Consider the following 21,501-nt stretch of genomic DNA (forward strand, 5'->3'; position numbering starts at 1 on the left):
GGCAGGACATGCAAACGCGCGGGGCGGTGGGGCCGGTATACCGGCCCCACCGCCCCGCGCGTTTGCTTTCCCGGCGTTCGCCAGCGAGGCCACACGCTTCGGTGGCAGTCTGCTCACCATCAGACACGCAGAGAGACAGCGAAAGAAGAAGGCGGAGGTGCCGTTCACGTGGCGTCCAATGTCAATCCCACCGTCCGACGCCGCCGACTGGGCATGGAGTTGCGCAAACTCCGCGAGGACAAGGGCATGACGGCCGAGCAGGTGGCTGAACGCCTGCTCGTCTCCCAGTCGAAGATCAGTCGGCTGGAGAACGGCCGTCGTTCCATCAGCCAGCGTGACGTCCGCGACCTGTGCGACGTCTACGAGGTCGAGGACCGGCGGCTCGTCGACTCCCTGATGCAGATGGCCAAGGATTCGCGCCAGCAGGGCTGGTGGCACGCCTTCGGCGACATCCCGTACAGCGTCTACATCGGCCTGGAGACGGACGCCGCCAGCCTGCGCACCTACGAGCCCCTGGTGATCCCGGGACTGCTCCAGACCCCCGAGTACGCCCAGGCCCTCGTCCGCGGCGCCTGGCCGGAGACCACTCCGGCCGACGTGGACAAGCGGGTCCAGGTCCGGATGCACCGCCAGAAGCGGCTCTCCGAGACCGACAACAACAATCCGGAGCTCGGGCCGCTGCGCCTGTGGGCGGTCATCGACCAGGCGGCCCTGCAGCGGCACGTGGGCGATCCGCAGCTCATGATCCACCAGCTCGAGTACCTGATAGAGCAGTCGGAGAAGCCGCACGTCACGGTGCAGGTGATGCCGTTCTCGATGGGTGCCCATCCGGGCGTCAACGGCCAGTACGCCATTCTCGAATTCCCGGACGCCTCGGACTCGACCGTGGTCTACATCGAAGGCGTGACGAGCGATCTGTACCTGGAAAAGGCCAACGACGTCCAGAAATACAGCGTGATGTACGAACATCTGCGTGCACAGGCCCTCAATGTCGACCAGACCAGGCAGTTCATCTCGGAGATCATCGAGGAGTTCGCGGGCAAGAGGAAGTGAGGTTCCACAAAAGGCCGGTACGGTACACCGTCACTCCCCGGCCGCAGAAGACCTGAATGGAATATGCCACTCGGTCGGGTGAACGCCCCCAACGCACATGGGGCGCTGCGGGTAGCGTCGATCACGTCAGCCGGAGAATTGGCTGGCAGACAGCCGAACTACTCGCTGAACCGGAGAGAAACATGGCTATTCGTCAGGGTGCTACGGAAAACTGGACCAAGTCCTCGTACTCCGCCAACGGCGCCTGCGTCGAAGTCAAGTCCCCCGTCATGGAGGCCATCGCGGTCCGCGACTCGAAGGTGCAGGACGGTCCGTCCCTCACCTTCGCGCCCGGCTCCTGGACCTCTTTCGTCACCGATGTGACCGAGGGCCGACTGGGTCGCCTCGCCTGAACATCGAGGCGAAGACCCCAGCCGGCAGACGCACGCACAGCGTCACGAGCAACACCGCACCACCTGCACCACCTGCACCACTGTCTGGAGCCCTCTCGACTGGCCCGCCGTCCTGGCCGAGGGGGCTCGGCCATGCCCGCACTCCGTGCCAGGCGCCCCCACGGCGGCGGACCAGGGCGGCCCAGGGCGGGCCGCTACCGCAACTGGTCCACGTACCGGTCCGTCCCCGGCACCGTGGGGATGAACGGCGCCACCAGCTCCACCCGCCCCAGCCCAGCCTCCGCGACCTCGGTGTCCAGCCCCCGGAACCGGTCCCAGCAGGTGCGCGGATCGGCCTCCAGGAACCACAGCAGGGTCAGCCGGGTGTCGACCCCCTCGACCTGCTTCACGTAGGTCATGCGGTCGCCCGGCAGCGGCGTCGGCCGGAAGACCGTGACCATGGCGGCCGGGGAGCCGGCCAGCCGCTTCGGCAGGGCGCGCGAGCGCAGCCACTCCAGCAGCTCGGCCCGCTGCTCGGGCCCGTCCGCGTCGACGACCTGGACCACGAGCCCGCCGTAGGGGTGGTCGAGGGCGTGGAAGTCGCGGGGGCCGGCGGCTCCGTCGCGGTAGACGGTGGCCTCGTGGTCCTGGAACGCGGTGAAGACGTGGGTGCGGTCCTGGTAGACCCGGCCGTCGCGGTTGAGCCGCTTGTTGATGCCGACGGTCCACTTCATGTGCTCGTCGTAGCGGCCCTCGGTGACCCAGTACGTGGAGATGTAGCACCCGGCGGTGACGGGCTGGGCGACCGCCGACTTCTCCGGGTAGCGCAGCTCCTGGAGGTCGCGGGTGGCGACCCAGCGGCGGCCCGCGTACATCCAGGGCATGGCCATGGCGCCGGCGTAGTAGTGGTCGTCCTCGTACCAGCGGTTGTACGCGAACTCGTGTCCCGGGTGCGGTTCGACCATGGTGATCAGCGCATGGCCGGGGTGGACTCCGTAGGGGCCGACCGAGGCGAGCTCGGCGTAGTCGTCGGCCCGGGTGTTCCGCTCGTCTGCTGTCATGGGAAACGGTCTAGCTGATGAAGCATCAGATGGGGAGCCCCTGGACGGCGGCCGATCGACGGTTCCGGGCAAGGCAGTTCAGCATCCGATACATAGGTGCCGTCTACACATTTCCGGTACTACGATGCGCGCACCCGCCTCCAGAAGGAGCTCCCGTGCCCGTCTCCGCGCCCGCGCCCGTCCTCGCCCTCGCCCCGCCGCCCGCCCTCGCCGCCCGGGTCCGCACGACGACCCCGTCCGCCATCCGCGAGATCCTGGCCGTCACCTCCCGGCCGGGCATGATCTCCTTCGCCGGCGGCCTGCCCGCACCCGAACTCTTCGACGCCGAGGGCCTGCGCGCCGCGTTCGACGCCGCCTTCGCGCACTCCGCCGGCCGCGCGCTCCAGTACTCCACCACCGAGGGCTCCCCCGAACTGCGCGCCACGGTGGCCGCCCGGCTCTCCCGGCGCGGCCTCGCCACCAGCGCGGACGAGGTCCTGATCACCACCGGCTCGCAGCAGGGGCTCGGCCTGATCACCACCGCGCTGATCGAGCCGGGCGACACCGTGCTGGTCGAGAACCCCACCTACCTGGCCGCGCTCCAGGGGTTCACCCTCGCCGGCGCCCGGCTGGTCCCCGTCCCCTGCGACGACGAGGGCATCCTCCCGGACGCCCTGGAGGAGCTCGTCGCGCGCGAACGCCCCAAGCTCCTCTACACCGTCCCCACCTTCCAGAACCCGACCGGCCGCACCCTCCCCGCCGCCCGCCGCGAGGCGGTCGCGGAGACGGCCGCCCGGCTCGGACTGTGGCTCCTGGAGGACGACCCGTACGGGGACCTGCGCTACGAGGGCTCCGACATCCCCTGGCTCGCCGCCCACCCCGGAGCGGAGGACCGCACGGCCCTGCTCGGCAGCTTCTCCAAGGTGATGGCCCCCGGGCTGCGCCTGGGCTGGCTGCGCGCCCCGGCGGCCCTGCTGCGCGCGGCGGTGCTCGCGAAGCAGGCGGCGGACCTGCACACCTCGACGGTGGACCAGCTCGCGGCGGCGGAGTACTTGCGTACGGCGGACCTGGACGCCCATGTCTCCCGGGTCCGGGACGCGTACCGGGTCCGGCGGGACGCGCTGCTGTCCGGCCTGCCCTCGGCCCTTCCGGCGGGCTCGACGTGGAACCGCCCGGAGGGCGGCATGTTCGTCTGGGCCCGGCTCCCCGAGGGCCACGACGCGACGGCCCTGCTCCGCGCGGCCACGTCTCGGGGTGTCGCCTTCGTCCCCGGAGCCCCCTTCTACGCCGGAGCCCCGGACCCGCGGACCCTGCGGCTGTCGTTCACGACGCATACGGGTGCGGAGATCGCGGAGGGCCTGCGCCGCCTGGCGGGGGCCTGACCCTGCGGGGGCCGTCCCCGACCCACCCTTCCACCGTTCCCTGGGGCTCCGCCCCAGACCCCGCTCCTCAAACGCCGGAGGGGCTGAAATTGCCCTGCGGGCAAACTCGGCCCCGCCTGGCAAATCCAGCCCCGCCGGCGTTTGAGGCGCGGGGGTCCGGGGGCTGGTCCCCGGCAACGGCGGCGCGCCGGACCACGCACCCGGACCACGCACCCGGTCCCGCCCCTTCCCTCCCCGCGCCCCGCGCCGTAGCCTGACGCACCGTCAGATTCATCGGGCCGTCAGGAGGCACACCTTGTCGCCGCTGCTGCAGGGCAAGACCGTCATCGTCTCCGGCGTGGGCGCCGGGCTCGGCCACCAGGTGGCCGCCACCGTCGTCCGCGACGGCGGCAACGCCGTGCTCGGGGCGCGCACCGAGGCGAACCTCGCCAAGTCCGCCGCCGAGATCGACCCCGACGGCACGCACACCGCGTACCTGCCGACCGACATCTCCGACGAGCGCCAGTGCGAGGCCCTCGCCGCCCTGGCCCAGGAGCGCTTCGGCGGGGTCGACGCCGTGGTCCACGTCGCGGCCTGGGACTCGTACTTCGGCGGCCTCGAAGACGCCGACTTCGGCACCTGGCAGCAGATCCTCGACGTGAACCTGCTCGGCACCCTGCGCATGACCCGCGCCTGCCTGCCCGCCCTCAAGCGCACCGGCGGCTCCGTCGTCATCATCGGCACGCAGTCCGCCATCGCCTCGCCCAACGAGGTGCAGCAGGCCGCCTACGCCGCCTCCAAGGGCGCCCTGACCTCCGCGATGTACTCCATGGCCCGCGAGCTCGGCCCGCACCGCATCCGCGTCAACACCGTGCTCCCCGGCTGGATGTGGGGCCCGCCGGTACAGGCCTTCGTCACCTTCACCGCGCACACCGAGGGCGTCCCCGAGGCCGAGGTCCACGCGCGGCTCACCGACCGCATGGCGCTGCCGGACCTGGCCACCGACGGGGACGTCGCCGACGCCGCCGTCTTCCTCGCCTCCGACCGGGCGCGGGCGATAACCGGCCAGTCGCTGCTGGTCAACGCCGGTGAGCTGATGCGATGAGCCCCTCCGTGCCCGCGCGGGCGGATCGTATGCTCGGCCCATGACCACTCCGAGTGACGCTCCGACCGAGAACTCGATGCGCCGCGCGCTCCGCCGCGCCCGCGACGGCGTCGCGCTCGACGCGACCGAGGCGGCCGTACTCCTACAGGCGCGCGGCGAGGACCTGAAGGACCTCGCCGCCTCCGCCGCCCGGGTACGGGACTCCGGACTCGAAGCCGCCGGCCGCCCCGGCGTCATCACGTACTCGCGCAAGGTGTTCATCCCCCTCACCCGGCTCTGCCGGGACAAGTGCCACTACTGCACCTTCGTCACCGTCCCGGGCAAGCTCCGCCGGGACGGCCACGGGATGTACCTCTCCCCCGACGAAGTCCTCGACATCGCCCGCAAGGGAGCGGCCATGGGCTGCAAGGAGGCCCTGTTCACGCTCGGGGACCGGCCCGAGGACCGCTGGCCCGAGGCCCGCGAGTGGCTCGACGCGCACGGCTACGACGACACCCTCGCCTACGTGCGCGCCATGGCCATCCGCGTCCTGGAGGAGACGGGGCTGCTCCCCCACCTCAACCCCGGCGTGCTGTCCTGGTCGGAGCTCCAGCGGCTCAAGCCCGTGGCCCCGTCGATGGGGATGATGCTGGAGACCACCGCCACCCGCCTGTGGTCCGAGCCCGGCGGCCCGCACCACGGCTCCCCCGACAAGGAGCCGGCGGTCCGGCTGCGCGTCCTGGAGGACGCGGGCCGCTCCAACGTCCCCTTCACCACCGGGGTGCTGATCGGCATCGGCGAGTCCTACGAGGAGCGCGCGGACGCCTTCTTCGAGCTGCGCCGGATCCAGCGCAGCTACCACGGCATCCAGGAAGTCATCGTCCAGAACTTCCGCGCCAAGCCGGACACGGCCATGCGCGCGATGCCCGACGCCGAGCTGGAGGAGCTGGCGGCGGCCATCGCGGTGGCCCGCCACATCCTCGGCCCCTCCGCCCGCATCCAGGCTCCGCCGAACCTCGTGGACTCCGAGTACGCGCTCCTCATCGGCGCCGGCATCGACGACTGGGGCGGGGTCTCCCCGCTCACCCCCGACCATGTGAACCCCGAGCGCCCCTGGCCGCACATCGAGGAACTGGCCGCGCGGACCGCCGCCGCCGGGTTCGAGCTGCGCGAACGCCTCACGATCTACCCGGAGTTCCTGCGCCGCGGCGAGCCCTGGCTGGACCCCCGGCTGCTGCCGCACGTGCGCGCGCTGGCCGACGCGGAGACGGGCCTGGCGGACGAGTCCGCGACGGTCGAGGGCCGGCCCTGGCAGGAGCCCGACGAGGGGTTCACCGCGTACGGGCGCACCGATCTGCACACCACCATCGACACGCAGGGCCGTACCGGCGACCGCCGCGAGGACTTCGACGAGGTCTACGGCGACTGGGAGGCCCTGCGCGAGGCCGCGGCGCCCGGAATGGTGCCGCAGCGCATCGACACGGACGTACGGGAGGCCCTCGCCCAGGCCGCCGACGACCCGACGAAGCTCACCGACGACCAGGCGCTGGCCCTGCTGCACGCGGACGGCCCGGCACTGGACGCGCTCTGCAAGATCGCCGACGACCTGCGGAAATCCGTGGTCGGCGAGGACGTCACCTACATCGTCACGCGCAACATCAACTTCACCAACGTCTGCTACACCGGCTGCCGTTTCTGCGCCTTCGCGCAGCGCCGCACCGACGCGGACGCGTACACCCTCTCCCTCGACCAGGTCGCCGACCGGGCCGCGCAGGCCTGGGACGTGGGCGCGGTGGAGGTGTGCATGCAGGGCGGCATCCACCCGGACCTGCCCGGGACGGCCTACTTCGACATCGCGCGGGCGGTCAAGGAGCGGGTGCCCGGCATGCACGTGCACGCCTTCTCCCCGATGGAGGTGGTCAACGGCGCGACCCGCACCGGGATGTCGGTACGGGACTGGCTGACGGCGGCCAAGGAGGCCGGTCTGGACTCCATTCCGGGCACGGCGGCGGAGATCCTGGACGACGAGGTCCGCTGGGTGCTGACCAAGGGCAAACTGCCGACGGCCGACTGGATCGACGTGGTCTCCACGGCGCACGAGCTGGGCATCCGCTCCTCCTCGACCATGATGTACGGGCACGTGGACCAGCCCCGGCACTGGCTGGGCCACTTCCGCACCCTGGCCCGCATGCAGCAGGCCGCTCGGGAGAAGGGCGTGGAGGGCTTCACGGAGTTCGTGACCCTGCCCTTCATCCACACCAACGCGCCGGTGTACCTGGCGGGCATCGCCCGCCCGGGCCCCACGGTCCGCGACAACCGGGCGGTCACGGCGATGGCCCGGATCCTCCTCCACCCGCACATCACCAACATCCAGACCAGCTGGGTGAAGCTGGGCTCGGAGGGCGCGGCCGAGATGCTGCGCTCCGGGGCCAACGACCTGGGCGGGACGCTGATGGAGGAGACCATCTCGCGGATGGCGGGCTCCAGTTACGGCTCGTACAAGTCGGTGCAGGACCTGATCGCCGTCGCCGACGCGGCCGGCCGGCCCGCGAAGGCCCGTACGACGCTGTACGGGGAGGTGCCGCAGGAGCGCCAGGACGCGGCGCGCGCCTCGGACGGGCACCTGCCCGAACTGCTGCCGCTGGCCGAGTAGTTCCGAGGACGGACCGGGGTCGGTCCGGGGACGGTCCGGGTCGGTCGGGGGTCGTGCACGGACCCCGGACCGGCCGCGGACCGTTTCAGGTTTCCGGCGGCTTACGGCTCGGCGACGGTCGCGTACCCGCAGATAGGGGTGCGGTGAACAGGCGGGAAAATCAAGAGAGTTGGCGTTGACGGGCGCCGCTCTACGCGCGTCATCATGGGCCGCATGAGGATTCCCCCACGCATCGCAGCCTTCGGTGGCGCCGTAGCCGTCGCCGCCACCCTCTTCGCGGGACCGGCCGCCCACGCCGTCTCCGCCCCCTCCACCGCTCCCGCCTCCGCCGCCTCCGTGACCGCGGTCGGCAGCATCTGCTACTCGGCGCTGCCCTCGCAGGCGCACGACACCCTGGACCTCATCGACCAGGGCGGCCCGTTCCCGTACTCCCAGGACGGGGTCGTCTTCCAGAACCGGGAGGGGATCCTGCCGAGCCACAGCACCGGCTACTACCACGAGTACACGGTCATCACCCCGGGCTCGCCGACGCGCGGGGCGCGCCGGATCATCACGGGGCAGCGGGTGGACGAGGACTACTACACCGCCGACCACTACGCCTCGTTCCGCCTGGTGAACTTCGGCTGCTGAACCCCGGCCAATGAACCACTGAACGCCGCCGAGCCCGGCCGGGAACTCCCCGGCCGGGCTCACGCGTTCACGGATCGGGCTCAGCCGACCAGCAGGTCCTTCTTCAGCTGCTTCAGCTCGCGGGCGTCGACGCCCAGGCCGCTCTTCAGGTAGTTGTCGAAGGTGCCGTACTTGGCCTTGACCTCGTCGTACCCGGCGTTGAGGTACTCCGGGCGGACGTCGAGCATCGGCTTGTAGACGGCTGCCTGGGCGGCCGGCAGGTGCGAGAGGACCGCGTCGTTGGTGGCCTTGCGGTAGTCGTTGCTGGCCAGGTAGTCGGCCATCACGGTCTCGCTCGGCACGCCGAGGGCGGTCAGCAGGGAGGCGTTGGCCCAGCCCGTGCGGTCCTTGCCCGCGGTGCAGTGGAAGAGGACGGCGCGGTCGCGGTCGCGCTCGATGCCCTCGAAGACCTGGGTGTAGGCCTTCTTGCCGCCCTCGCCGGAGACCATGGCCTTCTCGGCGTCGACCATGGCCTTGACGGCCTCGTCGGGGGACTTCGGCATGGCCTGGAAGGACCCGGAGCCCGCGAAGACGTCGGCGACGACGTACTTGGCGCCGGCCGGGACCTTGTCGGCGTCCTTGGTGCGCTCGCTCTCCATGCGGAGGTCGAAGACCGTCTTGACCCGCAGGCGCTGGAGCTTGGCGAGGTCGTTGTCGGTCAGCTTGTTGAGGGCGTCGGAGCGGTAGATCTCGCCCATCTTGACCCACTGGCCGTTGGTGGTGCGGTAGCCGCCCGCGTCACGGAAGTTGGCGGTGCCCTCCAGCTTGATCAGCCGGTCGGCCAGGCGCAGGCCCTCGCCGCGCTGGGGCTTGAAGTCGAACCACTGGCGGTCGGCGGCGGGCAGCCCCGTGACCACGGCCTGGCCCTGGGCGCCGCCCTTGGCGACGACCTTGCCGTTCGCCTTGATCTCGACGCGCTTGGTGCCCTTGGCGCTCCACTTCAGCGTGTACGAGCCGTCGGCACCGGCGGTGACGGTGGCCTCGGTGAAGGGGATGGCGGAGTTGCCGTGGTGCTGGCCGGCCCAGGGGAGGTCCCACCCGGAGGCGGCGTTGGCGGCGGGGGCCGCGACCAGGGCGGCGGTGAGCGTGGAGGCGACGACGGTCGCGGCGAGGAGTGCCTTCTTCATGTCCATGAGGCTGTTGGCCCCGGGACAACGCAGCGTGAACAGGGCATGGCCTGGACCGGCCGGTCGCAAGGCGACTGGCAAAACGTGCCATCAGACGCCCTTCGATTGATTCGAGCCAAGCAGGGAAGAAGCGGGCGGGGCACCGGCCGGGCCATGGGCCTGGTTCCGCCGTCGATTTCAGGCCGTTGTCCACTTACATACGGGCCGCGTGACCGACTGCTTCCGGGTCCGACCGACCCTGTCCACTACAGTGCGCGCCAGAGCATGCGCGGGCAGGCCAGGGGGATCAATGGACACGGCGACGGAAACGGCGACGGAAACGGCGACGGACACGGCGACGGACACGGCGACGGACGCGTCCGGGGAACAGACGGCCGCGAGGCAGCAGGGCCCGGCCGACAGGGCCGAGCCCCAGGTGGCGACGCCCGGCCCCGCCGCCACCGCCGCCCTGTGGGGCCGCGCCGAGCAGCAGGACTTCCGCAGCCGCGTCCGGGGCGCCCTCCTCGGATCCGCCCTCGGCGACGCCCTCGGCGCCCCCGCGGCCGGCCTCTCCCTCGACGGGATCCTCGAGGCGTACGGCCCGGCCGGCCTGACCGAGCCCGCCCCGGCCCCCGGCCAAGGCGTCCCCGGCCAAGGCGTCCCCGGCCACGCCGCCAGTGCCCCGAGTGCCCCCAGCGCCCCCGGTCGTACCCCCGGCCGCCGCGGGAGGGTCACGGCCGCCACCCAGCTCGCCCTGTTCACCGTGGACGGGCTGATACGGGCCCACGTGCGCCGCGACACCGGCGCCTGGCACCCGCCGACCGACGTCCAGCGCGCGTACCTGCGCTGGGCGGCCACCCAGCACGACTGGGGCCCCGACGAGCGCCGGGCGGACAACGGCTGGCTCGCGCAGGAGGAATGGCTCTACGCCCGCCGCGCCCCCGACCGCTCCTGCCTCACCGGATTCGCCGACGGGGTCCTCGGAACCCTGGAACACCCCAAGAACCCCACCGCCCGCGACGCCGCCGCCGCGGCCCGCTCCGCGCCCTTCGGACTGCTGGTCGGCTGGGAACCGGCCCTCGTCCTCCAGCTCTCCGTCGAATGCGCCGCGCAGAGCCACGGCCACCCCACCGCGTACCTCTCGGCCGGGGCCCTCGCCGTCATCGTCCACGGCCTGACCCGCGGCGAATCCCTCGACACCGCCGTCCAGCGCACCCTCGGCCTGCTCGGCACCCGCCCCGGCCACCAGCCCGTCACGGACGCCCTGCAGCGGGCAGTGGGTGCCGTCACCCTCGGCGCCCCCTCGCCGAGGACCGTCGAGGCCCTGTCCACCGGCGAAGCCCTGTCCACCGGCAAAGGACAGGGCGCCGAGGACGCCCTCGCCGTCGCCGTGTACTGCGCCCTCGTCGCCGAGAACCTGGCGCACGGCCTGCGCCTCGCCGTGAACCACGGCGGGGACTCCACCGCCACCGGCACCCTGTGCGGGGCCCTGCTCGGCGCCCAGCACGGCGAGACCGCCCTCCCGGCGGCCTGGCTCGCGGAACTCGAAGGCCGCGCCACAATCCTGGAACTCGCCGACGACTTCGCCCTGGAGATGACCCAGGGCCCCGCCCTGCACGGCCCGACACTCTCCTCCCCGGGCTGGCTGGCGCGCTACCCGCGGGGGTAGCAGGGGTCGGGCGGCCGGCCCCGCCGTGGCCGACGCGCGCCCCTGCCGTCCGCGCGCGCGAAGCCGTACCTTGGCCCTCCCACGTCTCGGAGGTGTCAGCACATGCGGATCGCCACGACCGTCTTCCTCACCGATCGCACCATCTCTCCCGTACGCCTCGCCCGCGCCCTCGAAGAGCGCGGCTTCTCCGGTCTCTACCTCCCGGAGCACACCCACATCCCGGTCAGCCGCGTGACCGCCGCGCCCATGGGCGGCGAGCTCCCCGAGATGTACGGGCGCACGCTGGACCCCTTCGTGGCCCTGGGCCAGGCCTCCGCCGTGACCGAGCGGCTCCACCTCGGCACCGGCATCACCCTCGTCGCCCAGCACGACCCCATCGACCTCGCGAAGCAGATCGCGACCCTCGACCACCTGTCCGGCGGCCGCTTCACCCTCGGGATCGGCTACGGGTGGAACGTCGAAGAGGCCGCCGACCACGGGGTCGAGTGGCGCAGCCGCCGCGAACTGGTCCGCGACCGCATGGCGTTGATGCGGGCCCTGTGGTCCCCGGAACCCACGGCGTACGTGGGCCAGTTCTCCTCCGTCCAGGCCAGCTCCGCCCACCCCAAGCCGGTCCAGTCCCCGCGCGAACTCGCCCCGGGCGCACCCCTGCACGGCCCCCGCACCCTGATCGGCGGCCAGGCCGGCCCGAAGCTCTTCGCCGCGATCGCCGACCACACCGACGGCTGGCTCCCGATCGGCGGCGGCGGCCTGACGGAATCCATGCCCGTCCTGCGCCAGGTCTGGGAGGCCGCGGGCCGCGACCCCAAATCCCTCCAAGTGGTCCCGTACGCCGTCCAGCCCACCCCGGGCAAGATGACCCACTACGCGGACCTGGGCATCGAGGAGGTCGTCCTCCAACTCCCCTCGGAGACCGAACCGGAGATCCTCCGCGTCCTGGACGACTTCGCGCAGTACCTCTAGGCGTCTAGGGCTCTAGGCCGCTAGGGCTCTAGGCCTCTAGGCGTCTAGGCCTCCGCCGGCGGGACGAGGGTCCCGATCCCCGCGCACAGCAGCCGCACGCTGCGCAGGAACTTCTCGTCCTCGTCGAAGGCGGCCGCCGCGGCCACGGTCAGCGGGAACCTCTCCCGCAGAGCGGCGGCTTCCTCGGCGCCGATGGCGACGGCGGGCGATTGGCTCTGCTCCTGGAGGACGAATCCCGTGACGTGGCTGAGCAGCGCGTCGGCCGCGACCCCGCAGTGCTCCTCGGGCACCCCCGCCGCCCGCAGGGTCTCCAGTAGCCGCTCCATCAGGGACAGCGCCCCGGCGCTGAGCACCTTCGGGCTGTCGGCGAACATCACCGCCCCGCCCATATGGAGCCGGATGCTCCGGCGCAAGGTGACGAGCTGTGCCTCGACCCGCTCCTGCCACCCGGCCCGCGCGTCCAAGTCCGCCTGGTCTTCCTGGTCTTCCAGGGCCTCCAGGGCCCGGGTGCCCGCCTCGTAGGCCTGCCGGGCGACCCGGTCCGCCATCAGCTGGACCAGGGCGCTCTTGCTGGGCACGTGGTAGTAGAGGCTCCCCGCCTGCGCGTCGAGCCGCTGTGCCACCCGCCGCATGGACAGGCCGTGGTACCCGGACTCGGCGAAGACCGCCATGCCCGCCTCGACGATCCGCTCCTCCGTCAGCTTCATGGGAGTCATCCTACGCCAGTTTTCTAACACTGTTTGAATTTGCCGGTCCCCGGGCTACGCTCAGCCCTGCAAGCAACCGGACAGGGGTCGAAGGGGGGTGGTGGCGATGGAGACGCTGATCTTCAACGCGACCACGGCGGGACTGATGGTGCTGATGTTCAAGGGCGGCCTGGCCCTGCTCGGCGAAGACACCCTGCGCCAACGCCGCATCCCCTGGGCGGCAGTGGGCCTGACCACGCTCGCGCTCACCGCGGTGGCAGTCCAGTTCCTCTGGTCCGGCGCGATGGACGCCTTCGACAGCGACCCCGCCAAATCGGGCTGGTGGCGGGTCCTCACCTCGGTCTTCATGCAGAACGGCGGTCTCCTCGGGGGCGCGTGGAACATCGCCACCCTCGCCGTCATCGCCGCCCTCGCGGAATGGCTCTGGGGCGGCCCCGTCATGCTCGGCCTGTTCCTGGCCGGCATCCTCCTCCCGGAGCACCTGGACGCCCTGTTCGGCCTGGGCGGCCACCACAGCACCGACCCCCGCAACTTCGCCGGCAGCTCCGGAGCCACCTACTTCCTCGGAGCCACCCTCGCCGCGGCCCTGTTGCTGCACGTCCTGCGGTCCGGCGGCGCAAAGGCTCGCACCAGGACAGGCACCACGGCAGGCACCAAGGACGCGCTGCTCGCGCTCGCAGTACCCGCACTCGGCCTGACCCTCTGGTTCGCCCAGTCCAACGGCCACGGCCTGGTCTCCGCCTACGGGTTCGCCCTCGGCGCCGCCTGCGCCATTGCCGGACTCCCGGGGCGGGTGGGTCGGCCGGCGCGAGGCGGCCGGGCAATGGTCTGAGGGTGGAGTAAATCCGCTGGCTACGGAGCTGCGCGCACCCCGAGAATGCAGCCATGCCGGGACAGCGCAAGCGCAAACGCAGCAGGGAGCGTGCCCACCGGCGGACGGCGAACACGCCGGGCCGCTGGGAACCGCTGTTCTCGACGGGTGACCACGCGGAGCTGAAGGCGCACGTCCGCCGCCTGCATGCGGAGGGCGTCGTCACCGACCTTGAACTGCTGCGCATAGACATGTTCTGCGGCCGCCTGGTCGCCCCGACGACGTACCAGGTCAGCCTCTTCGTCCCGGACCCATCGGAGACCTCCGCATGACCAACACGATCGACTGGACCGGCTGGTGGGAGAGCCTCCCGGAGGGCATCCGCCGCCAGGTCGACGGGTACGTCCTCCAGGACCGCCGGATGTACGCGGTCCGCACGGTCTGGCAGGCGGGCCGCGCCCACGGCCTGGGCCTGAACGAAGCCCAGGAACTCGTCCACACCCGCTACGAGGCCCTCGGCGACCGCGTGGCCCTCACCCCCGACTCCCCCCTCGACCTGGAGTCCCTGGCCGCCCGCGCCTCCGGCGCCCCGGGCCGGGTGGCCGCGATCGAGGCCGTCTGGGACGGGGACACCGTCCACGACTGGTTCGTCCTGCTGCTGGCCGTCACCGAAGACCCGCCCACGGACTACGAACTGGCCACGGTCTACTGGCGTACGGGGCTGCGCGCCCTCGAGGATTCCGAGGCCGACGCCGGCGCCCTGGACCCGCACGCGGCGGCAGCCACCCGCGCGGGCACCGCCCTGGCGGAGCACCTGGGCGTCCCCTTCCACTTCGCGAGCCCCGGAACCCCGGACGACGAGGCTCCGCGCTGGCGCGACGGGGCAGGCGGGCCCGACCGACCCGCTACGCCTTGAGCTCCGCCCAGACCGTCTTCCCGATCACCCGGTCCCGGACCCCCCAGTCGGCGGCGACGGCCTCCACGATCCGCATCCCGTAGCCCCCTTCGGCCCCGTACTCGTGCGGCCGCACGGTGGGGCGCCGGTCCCGGCGGGCGTCGGAGACCTCGATCCGGAGCGCGCCGGGGAGCAGCGCGATCCGCAGCTCGAAGTCCCGCCCGGGGACCCGCCCGTGGGCGACGGCATTGGCCGCCAGCTCGGCGACGAGCAGCCCGGCGTCCTCGGAGAGGCTGGTGCGGTCGGGGATCCCCCAGCCGTGCAGCTCCACGAGGGTCAACTGGCGGGCCAGGCGGGCACCGCGGCGGGTGGAGGTGAAACGCTGCGTGAACGTGCGTGCGAGGGATTGGGGGGACGGGGCGGGGGCTGAGGGAGTGGTCATGGGATCAACGTCCCGGGTGGGGAGGGGTGTTCCCCAGCAAGGCGACCGCTACTTTTCAACTGTACGAGTTGACTGTCTGGACAGTTTCGGTCACCGTCCGTAAGTCTGGTTGCCGGGGAGGTGACCTCCATGGCGAGTGTCGATGACAGCGGTGACAACGAGGTCGAGCCCGACGCCGACCTCCGGAACTTCGGCGAGACCGTCAAAGCCTTCAGGAAACGAGCCGGACTGACCCAGGAACAACTCCACCCGCTCATCCGCTACTCGGTCCAGTACATCGGCTCGGTGGAACAGGGCCGCCGCCATCCGTCCACGCGGTTCGTGGACCGGGTGGAGGAGGTACTGGATGCCTTCGGAGTCATCCGCATCGCTGCGAGGCAGCTGACACGGAGGCGGGGGCTGGCGAAGTGGTTCCGGCGGTGGGCGGAGCTGGAGGAGGACGCGGTCGCCCTCAATACGTACGAGTGCAGGTCCATTCCTGGCTTGTTGCAGACGGAGGCCTACGCACGGGCTCAGATCAGGGACGTCCCGCCCTTGCCGACCCCGGAACAGGTGGAGGCGCGCATCATCTTCCGCCTGACCCGGCAGGCAGTGCTCCTCAAGACCCCGTACGTCGCTTTCAGCTTCATCATCGAGCAGTCGGTGATCGAGCGGCAGACGGGCGGACCGGAGGTGACGCGCGAGCTGATCGATCACCTGCTGGAGATGGGGAAGCTGCCCAATGTGGACCTGCAGATCATGCCGACCGCCAGCCCGGAACACGCTGGCACAGGCGGCCCCTTCTGCCTCCTGGAAACTCAGGAACACGAGTGGCAGGGCTACAGCGAGACCCAGAAACTGGGCCAGGTCATCTCTGACCCGAAAGACGTCAGCGACCTCCACCAGCGGTATGCCAAACTTCGCATCCAGGCCCTCAATCCCGCGGACAGTGCGGGCCTGTTGATGCGAATGCGAGGAACTCTGTGAACAGCTCCCGGTTGCGGTGGTTCAAGAGCAGTTACAGCAGCGGCGACGGCGACAACTGCGTCGAAGTCGCCCTCTCCTGGCACAAGTCGACGTACAGCAGCAGCGAGGGCGACAACTGCGTCGAGGTGGCCAACTGCGCCGACTCCGTGCACATCCGGGACTCGAAGGTGACGGCGGGACCGGAACTGTCGGTGGCGCCCGAGTCCTGGGCTGCGTTCGTGGGCGGGGTCACGGGAACGGCCTGAGCTGCGGGGTGTTCGGCGGCTTCGACAGTCCCTGGGGGCGTCCCTCCAGTCCAGTGTCCTTCCGGGCCGGGCCGGTCCCTCAAGGGCGCTCCCTTCGGTCGCGTCGCTACGCGATGGCCTGCGGCCACCCTTGACCGACCGACCCGTCCCGGAATGCCACAAGACTTCCGGGATCCCCCCGGGGGATGGCCGGGGGGTCATATACGGAGGGGCGGCCGTGTCGCAGCCCCCGGGGCGGGTCCCGCCGGCCAGCCGACGTCCGGACGGCCGGGAGCCGCCCGCCTGGTCCGGTTCGGGGGCGCGGGAAGTTCGGGACACCCACCCGACACCGATCGAGGACCCTTCCCGAGCCCGTCGCCCGCCAACCCGCACGAGAAGACGACCACCAGCCCCGCAGGGTCAGGGGGCGCATCAGATCGCTACGCACTGCCGCTCGGCTTAGCGACTGACGACCGTCCGGGGCTGGACATAGGCCGCACGCGCTTAGGGGGCGGCTGACGTCGTCTAGCGACGATCAGACCGGCCGTGGGGACGGTCAGGCCGTCCGTGAGGACGATGAGACCGTCCATGAGGACGATCAGGCCGCCCGTGAGGACGATCTGAGCGTCCATGGCGCGGACAGATCGTCCATGGGGACGGTCAAGGCGTCCCCACGGACGCTCAGACCGTTCTCGGCGGCGATGAGACTGTCTGTGGGGGCGGGTAGCCTTCCGCGCCGAGGGGTGCGACGGCTGGGGGGCTTGTGGAGGGCGATTACGTGGGTGTGGGTATGGGGAGCGGCGGCGGCGGTCCTGTGATGTGTCCTGTCTGTCGGACGACGGACAACGTGGCGGCCGGTGGGCCGCACAAGGGGCGCCTGGCGAGCAAGCTCGCGTCCGGGCCGAACCACACCGGCGACGGCTGCATGCACTTCATCGAGGGCATCATCATTGCCGCGATGGCCGCCGGGGCCGGCAAGTACTACGCCGACGACCGGGGCTGGCCGTGGTTGATTCCGGTGGGTCTGGTCGTTGCGGTGCTCATCGTCGTGGGGACGATCGCCCTCGTCCGCAGTGAGGGCAAGGACAAACGACGCGCGCAGGCCGGCCGGCCTCGGGCGGCGGAGATCATCGCCACCGCCCGCTACTGCTCGACGTGCGAAGGCGTCTTCTTCCCCCGTGGCGTCCCCTTCGCGGGCGTGCTGGCCCCGGAACAGTTCCGCCACTACGTCTGGACCGAGGCCGGTTACGGCGACCAGCTCGACCCCGAGGCCAAGGCGGCCGAGCCGCCCCTCAAGGTTGTCCCGTAACGGGTTGGTGTGCGAGTCCGACGGGAACGGGTAACGTCTTTGTCATGTTCTTCCAGACGCCGGTTTACGAGTGAGCGCGTGATGGGCCCCCGCTGACGTCCTTCGACGTCGCCGCCCGTCCCCCACCGACGAATCCGTAGATCACTTCACATCATTAACCGGGAGAACCCGTGACCGACAGCAAGAACATCAACAACCCCGTGGGCCAGGGCGGCGGCACCCGCAAGAGGCAGTCCCGCGCCGAACGCCAGAACAACGGCCCGCACCGCAACCTCGACCGCCAGGGTGCGGCCGACCAGAAGGCCGAGCTGGTGCGCAAGATGCGCGAGAAGGCCGCCGCAGCGAAGGCCGCCGAGGCAAGCGACGACACCACGCAGAGCTAACCCGAGCGACACCGCACGACACAGGGCAGGGCCCGGACCACCGCACATCGCGGTGATCCGGGCCCTGCCGCCGTACCGGCCCCCCAGTCACCCCCGAAGTAGTGGGCGGCCACCCCCGAAGTAGTGGGCGGACGCCTCTCAGCCCCAGACGGTCGTCAGCCGCTAAGCCGAGCGCGACTGTGTAGCGATCTGATGCGCCCCCCGACCCCGCGGGGCTGGTCGTCGTCCTGCCGTGCGGGTTGGCGGGCGACGGGCTCGGGAAGGGTCCTCGATCGGTGTCGGGTGGATGTCCCGAACTCCCCGGCGCCCCCATCCCCGACCAGGCGGCCTCTCCCGACCCTCCGGACGTCGGCTGACCGGCGGGACCCGCCCCGGGGGCTGCGACACGGCCGTCCCTCCCCCTCTCACCCCCCGGCCATCCCCCGGGGGGATCCCGGAAGTCTTGTGGCATTCCGGGACGGGTCGGTCGGTCAAGGGTGGCCGCAGGCCATCGCGTAGCGACGCGACCGAAGGGAGCGCCCTTGAGGGACCGGCCCGGCCCGGAAGGACACTGGACTGGAGGGACGCCCCCAGGGACCGTCAAAGCCACCGAACACCCCGCAGCCCAGGTCAGCCCACCCCCGACACGTCGTACCCCGCCAGCCGCTCCGGGTCGGTGATGACGTCGATGGCCACCACCAGCCCACCCACAACCGTGAAGGCCATGACCGACATCAGCTTGCCCTTGGCGATCACCACCACACCCGCCGCGCCGTTGATGAGCGCGGGGACCACGAACGGGGCCAGGCTGCGGTAGCCGGCGGCCTGGGAGGCCACGGATTCGGCGCCGTTGAGGACGACCGCCCGGCGGGTCCGGCCGAGGCGGCCGTCGGCGCGCAGGATGACGTCCGGGTGGAGGATGGCGACCAGGGCTCCGAAGTCGCCCTCGCGCGTGGCCGCGAAGAAGGCGTTGACGGCCTCCCGCTGGCGGCCGAGGTCGGGGTCCGGGGCCGGGGCCTGGCCCTGGACCCTGCGGCGGGCCCGGCTGGCGAGTTGGCGGGTCGCCACGGGGGTCTTGTCGATCATCGGGGCGATCTCGTCGAAGGGCACGGCGAACATGTCGTGCAGGACGAACGCGAGGCGTTCCGCCGGTGCCAGGGATTCGAGGACGACGAGGAGCGCCAGGCCGACGGAGTCGGCCAGCAGGACCTCCTGCTCGGGGTCGATCGCGTCCTCGCGCCCGATGACCGGGTCGGGCATCCGGATGTCGAGGGGGTCCTCGCGCCGCGTCTCGCGCGAGCGCAGCCCGTTCAGGCACACCCGGGCCACGACGGTCGTCAGCCAGCCGCCGAGGTTCTCCACGTCACTGACGTCGGTACGGCTCAGGCGCAGCCAGCCCTCCTGGACCGCGTCCTCGGCCTCGCCGAGCGAGCCGAGCATCCGGTAGGCGACTGCCCGCAGGTGTGACCGGTGCTCCTCGAACCGGGCAGCCAGAAGATCTTGGTCGTCCACTGTCACGTTCCTTCCTCCCCAGGGGTCAAGGCAGTAGATCACCGAACGAGCACACGCCACCGAACGATCGAACGAATGAATCCGAACCAAACCGAACCGATCCGAACGGATGAAGGAGCAGTCATGACCGCACCGATCCTCGTCACCGGCGGCACCGGCACCCTCGGCAGCCAGGTCGTCCCCCTGCTGCGCCGGGCCGGCCAGCAGGTGCGGGTGCTCACCCGCCACGCCCGCGAGCCCGAGCCGGGCATCGAGTACGTGGCCTGCGACCTGCGCGAAGAGGCCGGGATCGGCCCCGCCCTGGAGGGGGTGGAGGTGGTGCTCCACCTCGCGGGCGGGGCGAAGGGCGACGACGTCGCCACCCGGAACCTGGCGCGGGCCGCCGCGCGGGCCGGTGTGCGCCACTTCGTGTACATCTCGGTCGTCGCGGCGGACAAGCTGCCCATCGGCTACTTCAGGGCCAAGTACGGCGCCGAGCTGGCGGTGGCCGAGTCGGGGGTGCCGTGGACGACGCTGCGCGCCGCCCAGTTCCACGAGTTCGTCCTGACCGCCGTGTCGACGATGGCCAAGCTGCCCGTCGTGCCCGTGCCGGGCGGTCTGCGGTTCCAGCCCGTCGACTCCCGCGAGGTGGCGGCGCGCCTCGTCGAGCTGGCCCTCGGCGCGCCGCAGGGCCGCGTACCCGACCTCGTCGGACCCAAGGTCTACGCGCTGGGCGACCTGAGCCGCGCGCACCTCAGGGCCGCGGGCAAGCGCCGCCCCCGGCTGCCCGTGCGCATCCCGGGCAAGGCAGGCCGCGCCTACCGCGCCGCCGACAACCTCACTCTCGAGGGGGCCCTGGTCGGCGAGCGGACCTGGGAGGGATTCCTCGCGGAGCGGCGGGCCACCGGAGCGTGAAGCCCCCAGCCCTACCCCCAGGGCTTCCCCTTGGGGAGGCAGCCCAGGTCGTGCAGGCGGGTCTCGGTGTCCTTGAGGTCCGTCAGGGCCAGGCCGATGCCCTCCCAGGCCTCGTCCTCCGACTGGACCGTCGTGCCCACGGGGACTTCCTGGAGGGACAGTCCCGACCGCACCAGGATGGCGGTCGTGGCCGCGTCGATCCGGTCGAGCGCGCTCCACCAGGCCTTCTGCGCCTCCGCATCCGGGATGGAGCCGCCCGCGCGGGCGGCCTTGAGGTCCGTGGACACGTGCGCGAAGTCGATGAACACGGCGTGCTGCTCGTGCTGGCCCCGGACCGACCTCGTCGACGCGATCAGGTTGTTGAGCAGGTCGACGCCCCCGGTCCCGTACCACTGGATGACGGCGCTGCCGGTGCGCGTGGGTTCCGGCGTCGTGGGGGTGCTCGGCTGGGGCTTGAAGCTCACGTGCGTGTTCGGCGCGGAGGATGCGGGCTCGGCCGAGCATCCGGCGAGGACGGTGGTGGCAGCGGTGACGGCGGTGACGGCCGCCATCGCCGCGAGTAAGCGACGTACGTGGGCACGGGCGCGCATGAATCCCCCTGATCGGACCGGCAGTTCGGGCCCTCAGGACATCGGCCCGCACGCCCCCAGTCTCAGTCCTTGCGCCCCGTCGCCGCCACCGTGACGCCGAGGCCGATCATCGCGAGTCCGCCCGCTCCGCCGACCATGGCCAGTCGTCGCGGCGAGCGTGCGAACCAGCCTCGGGCGGTCGCGGCGACCAGGCCCCAGGTGCTGTCGCAGACCACGGCGATGGCGTTGAAGACCAGTCCCAGGAGGAGCATCTGCGCCGTCACGTGCCCCCGGTCGCGCTCCACGAACTGCGGGAGGACCGCGGCGAAGAACACGATGGTCTTGGGGTTGGCCGCCCCGACGGCGAATCCCTCCCACAGGGAGCGCAGGGTCCCGTACGAGGCCCCCTCGCCGCCGAACTCGGCCCGTAGGGAGTGGCGGGCCCGGAAGGCCTTGAAGCCCAGGTAGACCAGGTAGGCGGCGCCCGCGAGCTTCAGCGCGGTGAAGACGAGGACCGAGCGTTCCACCACCGCGCCCACGCCGAAGGCCACGGCGACGACGAGCACGTACGCCCCGGCGGTGTTCCCCGCCACCGTGGTCAGGACGGCCCGCCGCCCCTGGGACAGCGCCCGTCCGATGACGAAGAGCACGCTGGGCCCGGGGATCACGATGAGCAGCAGCGACATGGCGGCGAAGGCGAGCAAGCGGTCTGTGGACACCATCCCCCCATGGTTCCCGGGTGCCGCCGGGAGCGGAACCCATTTTCGCCCCGGGCCGCCGCGGCCCCCCGCCCCGGCGGAGGACCGCGGCGGGGGACCAGGACGGAGGGCCGCGGCGAAGG

General features: G+C 71.7%; 23 protein-coding genes. 16 read left to right on the forward strand and 7 right to left on the reverse strand.

The window, feature by feature from the left end; translation table 11 throughout:
• Positions 1–168 precede the first annotated feature (168 nt).
• On the forward strand, positions 169–1,053 hold the full coding sequence (locus OG490_RS15850) for a helix-turn-helix domain-containing protein (protein WP_330296940.1): 885 nt from the start codon (positions 169–171) through the stop codon (positions 1,051–1,053).
• Positions 1,054–1,235: 182 nt separating this feature from the next.
• Positions 1,236–1,445, forward strand: coding sequence for a DUF397 domain-containing protein (locus OG490_RS15855; protein ID WP_330296941.1), 210 nt, complete (start codon positions 1,236–1,238; stop codon positions 1,443–1,445).
• A gap of 194 nt (positions 1,446–1,639) precedes the next feature.
• On the opposite strand, the gene OG490_RS15860 is transcribed toward OG490_RS15855, so the two are convergent.
• Positions 1,640–2,485: a hypothetical protein gene (locus tag OG490_RS15860; RefSeq protein WP_330296942.1), complete on the reverse strand. Its 846-nt coding sequence runs from the start codon at positions 2,483–2,485 to the stop codon at positions 1,640–1,642.
• A gap of 155 nt (positions 2,486–2,640) precedes the next feature.
• On the opposite strand from OG490_RS15860, the gene OG490_RS15865 reads away from it, so the two are divergent.
• The 4 genes from OG490_RS15865 to OG490_RS15880 all read left to right on the forward strand — a co-directional run bounded on the left by OG490_RS15865 (position 2,641) and on the right by OG490_RS15880 (position 8,192).
• Positions 2,641–3,846 (forward strand): aminotransferase-like domain-containing protein, encoded by a 1,206-nt coding sequence (locus tag OG490_RS15865; protein WP_330296943.1) that lies wholly within the window; start codon positions 2,641–2,643, stop codon positions 3,844–3,846.
• A gap of 295 nt (positions 3,847–4,141) precedes the next feature.
• Positions 4,142–4,930: an SDR family oxidoreductase gene (locus OG490_RS15870; RefSeq protein WP_330296944.1), complete on the forward strand. Its 789-nt coding sequence runs from the start codon at positions 4,142–4,144 to the stop codon at positions 4,928–4,930.
• Positions 4,931–4,970: 40 nt separating this feature from the next.
• Positions 4,971–7,562 (forward strand): bifunctional FO biosynthesis protein CofGH, encoded by a 2,592-nt coding sequence (locus OG490_RS15875; RefSeq protein ID WP_330296945.1) that lies wholly within the window; start codon positions 4,971–4,973, stop codon positions 7,560–7,562.
• Positions 7,563–7,775: 213 nt separating this feature from the next.
• Complete coding sequence (locus OG490_RS15880) at positions 7,776–8,192, forward strand: ribonuclease domain-containing protein (protein ID WP_330296946.1); 417 nt, start codon at positions 7,776–7,778, stop codon at positions 8,190–8,192.
• Positions 8,193–8,272: 80 nt separating this feature from the next.
• Here OG490_RS15880 and OG490_RS15885 read toward each other — a convergent pair whose 3' ends face one another.
• Entirely contained in the window at positions 8,273–9,358 is a 1,086-nt protein-coding gene (locus OG490_RS15885; protein ID WP_330296947.1) for a tyrosine-protein phosphatase, read from the reverse strand.
• A 289-nt stretch (positions 9,359–9,647) separates the two neighbouring features.
• Here OG490_RS15885 and OG490_RS15890 point away from each other — a divergent pair, with 289 nt between their 5' ends.
• Together OG490_RS15890 and OG490_RS15895 are read left to right on the forward strand one after the other, a co-directional pair.
• Positions 9,648–11,006 (forward strand): ADP-ribosylglycohydrolase family protein, encoded by a 1,359-nt coding sequence (locus tag OG490_RS15890; protein ID WP_330296948.1) that lies wholly within the window; start codon positions 9,648–9,650, stop codon positions 11,004–11,006.
• A gap of 102 nt (positions 11,007–11,108) precedes the next feature.
• Complete coding sequence (locus OG490_RS15895) at positions 11,109–11,969, forward strand: TIGR03619 family F420-dependent LLM class oxidoreductase (protein WP_330296949.1); 861 nt, start codon at positions 11,109–11,111, stop codon at positions 11,967–11,969.
• Positions 11,970–12,013: 44 nt separating this feature from the next.
• Here the strand turns inward: OG490_RS15895 and OG490_RS15900 are convergent, their stop codons facing one another.
• Complete coding sequence (locus OG490_RS15900) at positions 12,014–12,676, reverse strand: TetR/AcrR family transcriptional regulator (RefSeq protein WP_330296950.1); 663 nt, start codon at positions 12,674–12,676, stop codon at positions 12,014–12,016.
• 106 nt (positions 12,677–12,782) lie between these two features.
• Between OG490_RS15900 and OG490_RS15905 the strand changes: the two genes are divergently transcribed.
• From OG490_RS15905 to OG490_RS15915, 3 genes are read left to right on the forward strand one after another with little or no spacing between them, the layout of a single operon-like run.
• A complete protein-coding gene (locus tag OG490_RS15905; RefSeq protein WP_330296951.1) occupies positions 12,783–13,508 on the forward strand; it encodes a hypothetical protein in 726 nt (241 codons plus the stop codon).
• Positions 13,509–13,561: 53 nt separating this feature from the next.
• Positions 13,562–13,819, forward strand: a complete 258-nt coding sequence (locus OG490_RS15910) for a hypothetical protein (protein ID WP_330296952.1) — start codon at positions 13,562–13,564, stop codon at positions 13,817–13,819.
• Entirely contained in the window at positions 13,816–14,403 is a 588-nt protein-coding gene (locus OG490_RS15915; protein WP_330296953.1) for a hypothetical protein, read from the forward strand. The genes OG490_RS15910 and OG490_RS15915 overlap by 4 nt, the downstream gene beginning before the upstream one ends.
• Here OG490_RS15915 and OG490_RS15920 read toward each other — a convergent pair.
• A complete protein-coding gene (locus OG490_RS15920) occupies positions 14,393–14,824 on the reverse strand; it encodes an ATP-binding protein (RefSeq protein WP_330296954.1) in 432 nt (143 codons plus the stop codon). The genes OG490_RS15915 and OG490_RS15920 overlap by 11 nt on opposite strands.
• A 129-nt stretch (positions 14,825–14,953) precedes the next feature.
• On the opposite strand from OG490_RS15920, the gene OG490_RS15925 reads away from it, so the two are divergent.
• From OG490_RS15925 to OG490_RS15940, 4 genes are all read left to right on the forward strand, one after another.
• Entirely contained in the window at positions 14,954–15,790 is an 837-nt protein-coding gene (locus OG490_RS15925) for a helix-turn-helix domain-containing protein (protein ID WP_330296955.1), read from the forward strand.
• Positions 15,787–16,035 (forward strand): DUF397 domain-containing protein, encoded by a 249-nt coding sequence (locus OG490_RS15930; RefSeq protein ID WP_330296956.1) that lies wholly within the window; start codon positions 15,787–15,789, stop codon positions 16,033–16,035. Before OG490_RS15925 ends, OG490_RS15930 begins: the two co-directional genes overlap by 4 nt.
• 826 nt (positions 16,036–16,861) lie before the next feature.
• Positions 16,862–17,323 (forward strand): hypothetical protein, encoded by a 462-nt coding sequence (locus OG490_RS15935; protein ID WP_330296957.1) that lies wholly within the window; start codon positions 16,862–16,864, stop codon positions 17,321–17,323.
• A gap of 170 nt (positions 17,324–17,493) precedes the next feature.
• Positions 17,494–17,706 carry a DUF6243 family protein gene (locus OG490_RS15940; protein ID WP_330296958.1) on the forward strand — a complete coding sequence of 71 codons (213 nt, stop codon included), beginning with the start codon at positions 17,494–17,496 and terminating at the stop codon, positions 17,704–17,706.
• A 609-nt stretch (positions 17,707–18,315) separates the two neighbouring features.
• On the opposite strand, the gene OG490_RS15945 is transcribed toward OG490_RS15940, so the two are convergent.
• Positions 18,316–19,197, reverse strand: coding sequence for a sigma-70 family RNA polymerase sigma factor (locus OG490_RS15945; RefSeq protein WP_330300942.1), 882 nt, complete (start codon positions 19,195–19,197; stop codon positions 18,316–18,318).
• A gap of 123 nt (positions 19,198–19,320) precedes the next feature.
• Here OG490_RS15945 and OG490_RS15950 point away from each other — a divergent pair, with 123 nt between their 5' ends.
• Complete coding sequence (locus tag OG490_RS15950) at positions 19,321–20,091, forward strand: SDR family oxidoreductase (RefSeq protein ID WP_330296959.1); 771 nt, start codon at positions 19,321–19,323, stop codon at positions 20,089–20,091.
• 11 nt (positions 20,092–20,102) lie between these two features.
• Here OG490_RS15950 and OG490_RS15955 read toward each other — a convergent pair whose 3' ends face one another.
• Together OG490_RS15955 and OG490_RS15960 are read right to left on the reverse strand one after the other, a co-directional pair.
• Positions 20,103–20,681 (reverse strand): hypothetical protein, encoded by a 579-nt coding sequence (locus tag OG490_RS15955; RefSeq protein ID WP_330296960.1) that lies wholly within the window; start codon positions 20,679–20,681, stop codon positions 20,103–20,105.
• 62 nt (positions 20,682–20,743) lie between these two features.
• On the reverse strand, positions 20,744–21,382 hold the full coding sequence (locus tag OG490_RS15960; RefSeq protein ID WP_330296961.1) for a LysE family translocator: 639 nt from the start codon (positions 21,380–21,382) through the stop codon (positions 20,744–20,746).
• Positions 21,383–21,501 lie beyond the last annotated feature (119 nt).

This window comes from Streptomyces sp. NBC_00503 (assembly GCF_036346895.1).
Classification (GTDB): Bacteria; Actinomycetota; Actinomycetes; order Streptomycetales; family Streptomycetaceae; genus Streptomyces.

Bases quoted from the DNA above. Each gene is read 5' to 3' on its own strand.
- OG490_RS15960 (WP_330296961.1), bottom strand. From the start codon at position 21,382: ATGGTGTCCACAGACCGCTTGCTCGCCTTCGCCGCCATGTCGCTGCTG.
- OG490_RS15880 (WP_330296946.1), top strand. From the start codon at position 7,776: ATGAGGATTCCCCCACGCATCGCAGCCTTCGGTGGCGCCGTAGCCGTC.
- OG490_RS15875 (WP_330296945.1), top strand. From the start codon at position 4,971: ATGACCACTCCGAGTGACGCTCCGACCGAGAACTCGATGCGCCGCGCG.
- OG490_RS15915 (WP_330296953.1), top strand. From the start codon at position 13,816: ATGACCAACACGATCGACTGGACCGGCTGGTGGGAGAGCCTCCCGGAG.
- OG490_RS15890 (WP_330296948.1), top strand. From the start codon at position 9,648: ATGGACACGGCGACGGAAACGGCGACGGAAACGGCGACGGACACGGCG.
- OG490_RS15885 (WP_330296947.1), bottom strand. From the start codon at position 9,358: ATGAAGAAGGCACTCCTCGCCGCGACCGTCGTCGCCTCCACGCTCACC.
- OG490_RS15905 (WP_330296951.1), top strand. From the start codon at position 12,783: ATGGAGACGCTGATCTTCAACGCGACCACGGCGGGACTGATGGTGCTG.
- OG490_RS15910 (WP_330296952.1), top strand. From the start codon at position 13,562: ATGCCGGGACAGCGCAAGCGCAAACGCAGCAGGGAGCGTGCCCACCGG.
- OG490_RS15950 (WP_330296959.1), top strand. From the start codon at position 19,321: ATGACCGCACCGATCCTCGTCACCGGCGGCACCGGCACCCTCGGCAGC.
- OG490_RS15955 (WP_330296960.1), bottom strand. From the start codon at position 20,681: ATGCGCGCCCGTGCCCACGTACGTCGCTTACTCGCGGCGATGGCGGCC.
- OG490_RS15900 (WP_330296950.1), bottom strand. From the start codon at position 12,676: ATGAAGCTGACGGAGGAGCGGATCGTCGAGGCGGGCATGGCGGTCTTC.
- OG490_RS15855 (WP_330296941.1), top strand. From the start codon at position 1,236: ATGGCTATTCGTCAGGGTGCTACGGAAAACTGGACCAAGTCCTCGTAC.
- OG490_RS15920 (WP_330296954.1), bottom strand. From the start codon at position 14,824: ATGACCACTCCCTCAGCCCCCGCCCCGTCCCCCCAATCCCTCGCACGC.
- OG490_RS15860 (WP_330296942.1), bottom strand. From the start codon at position 2,485: ATGACAGCAGACGAGCGGAACACCCGGGCCGACGACTACGCCGAGCTC.
- OG490_RS15895 (WP_330296949.1), top strand. From the start codon at position 11,109: ATGCGGATCGCCACGACCGTCTTCCTCACCGATCGCACCATCTCTCCC.
- OG490_RS15925 (WP_330296955.1), top strand. From the start codon at position 14,954: ATGGCGAGTGTCGATGACAGCGGTGACAACGAGGTCGAGCCCGACGCC.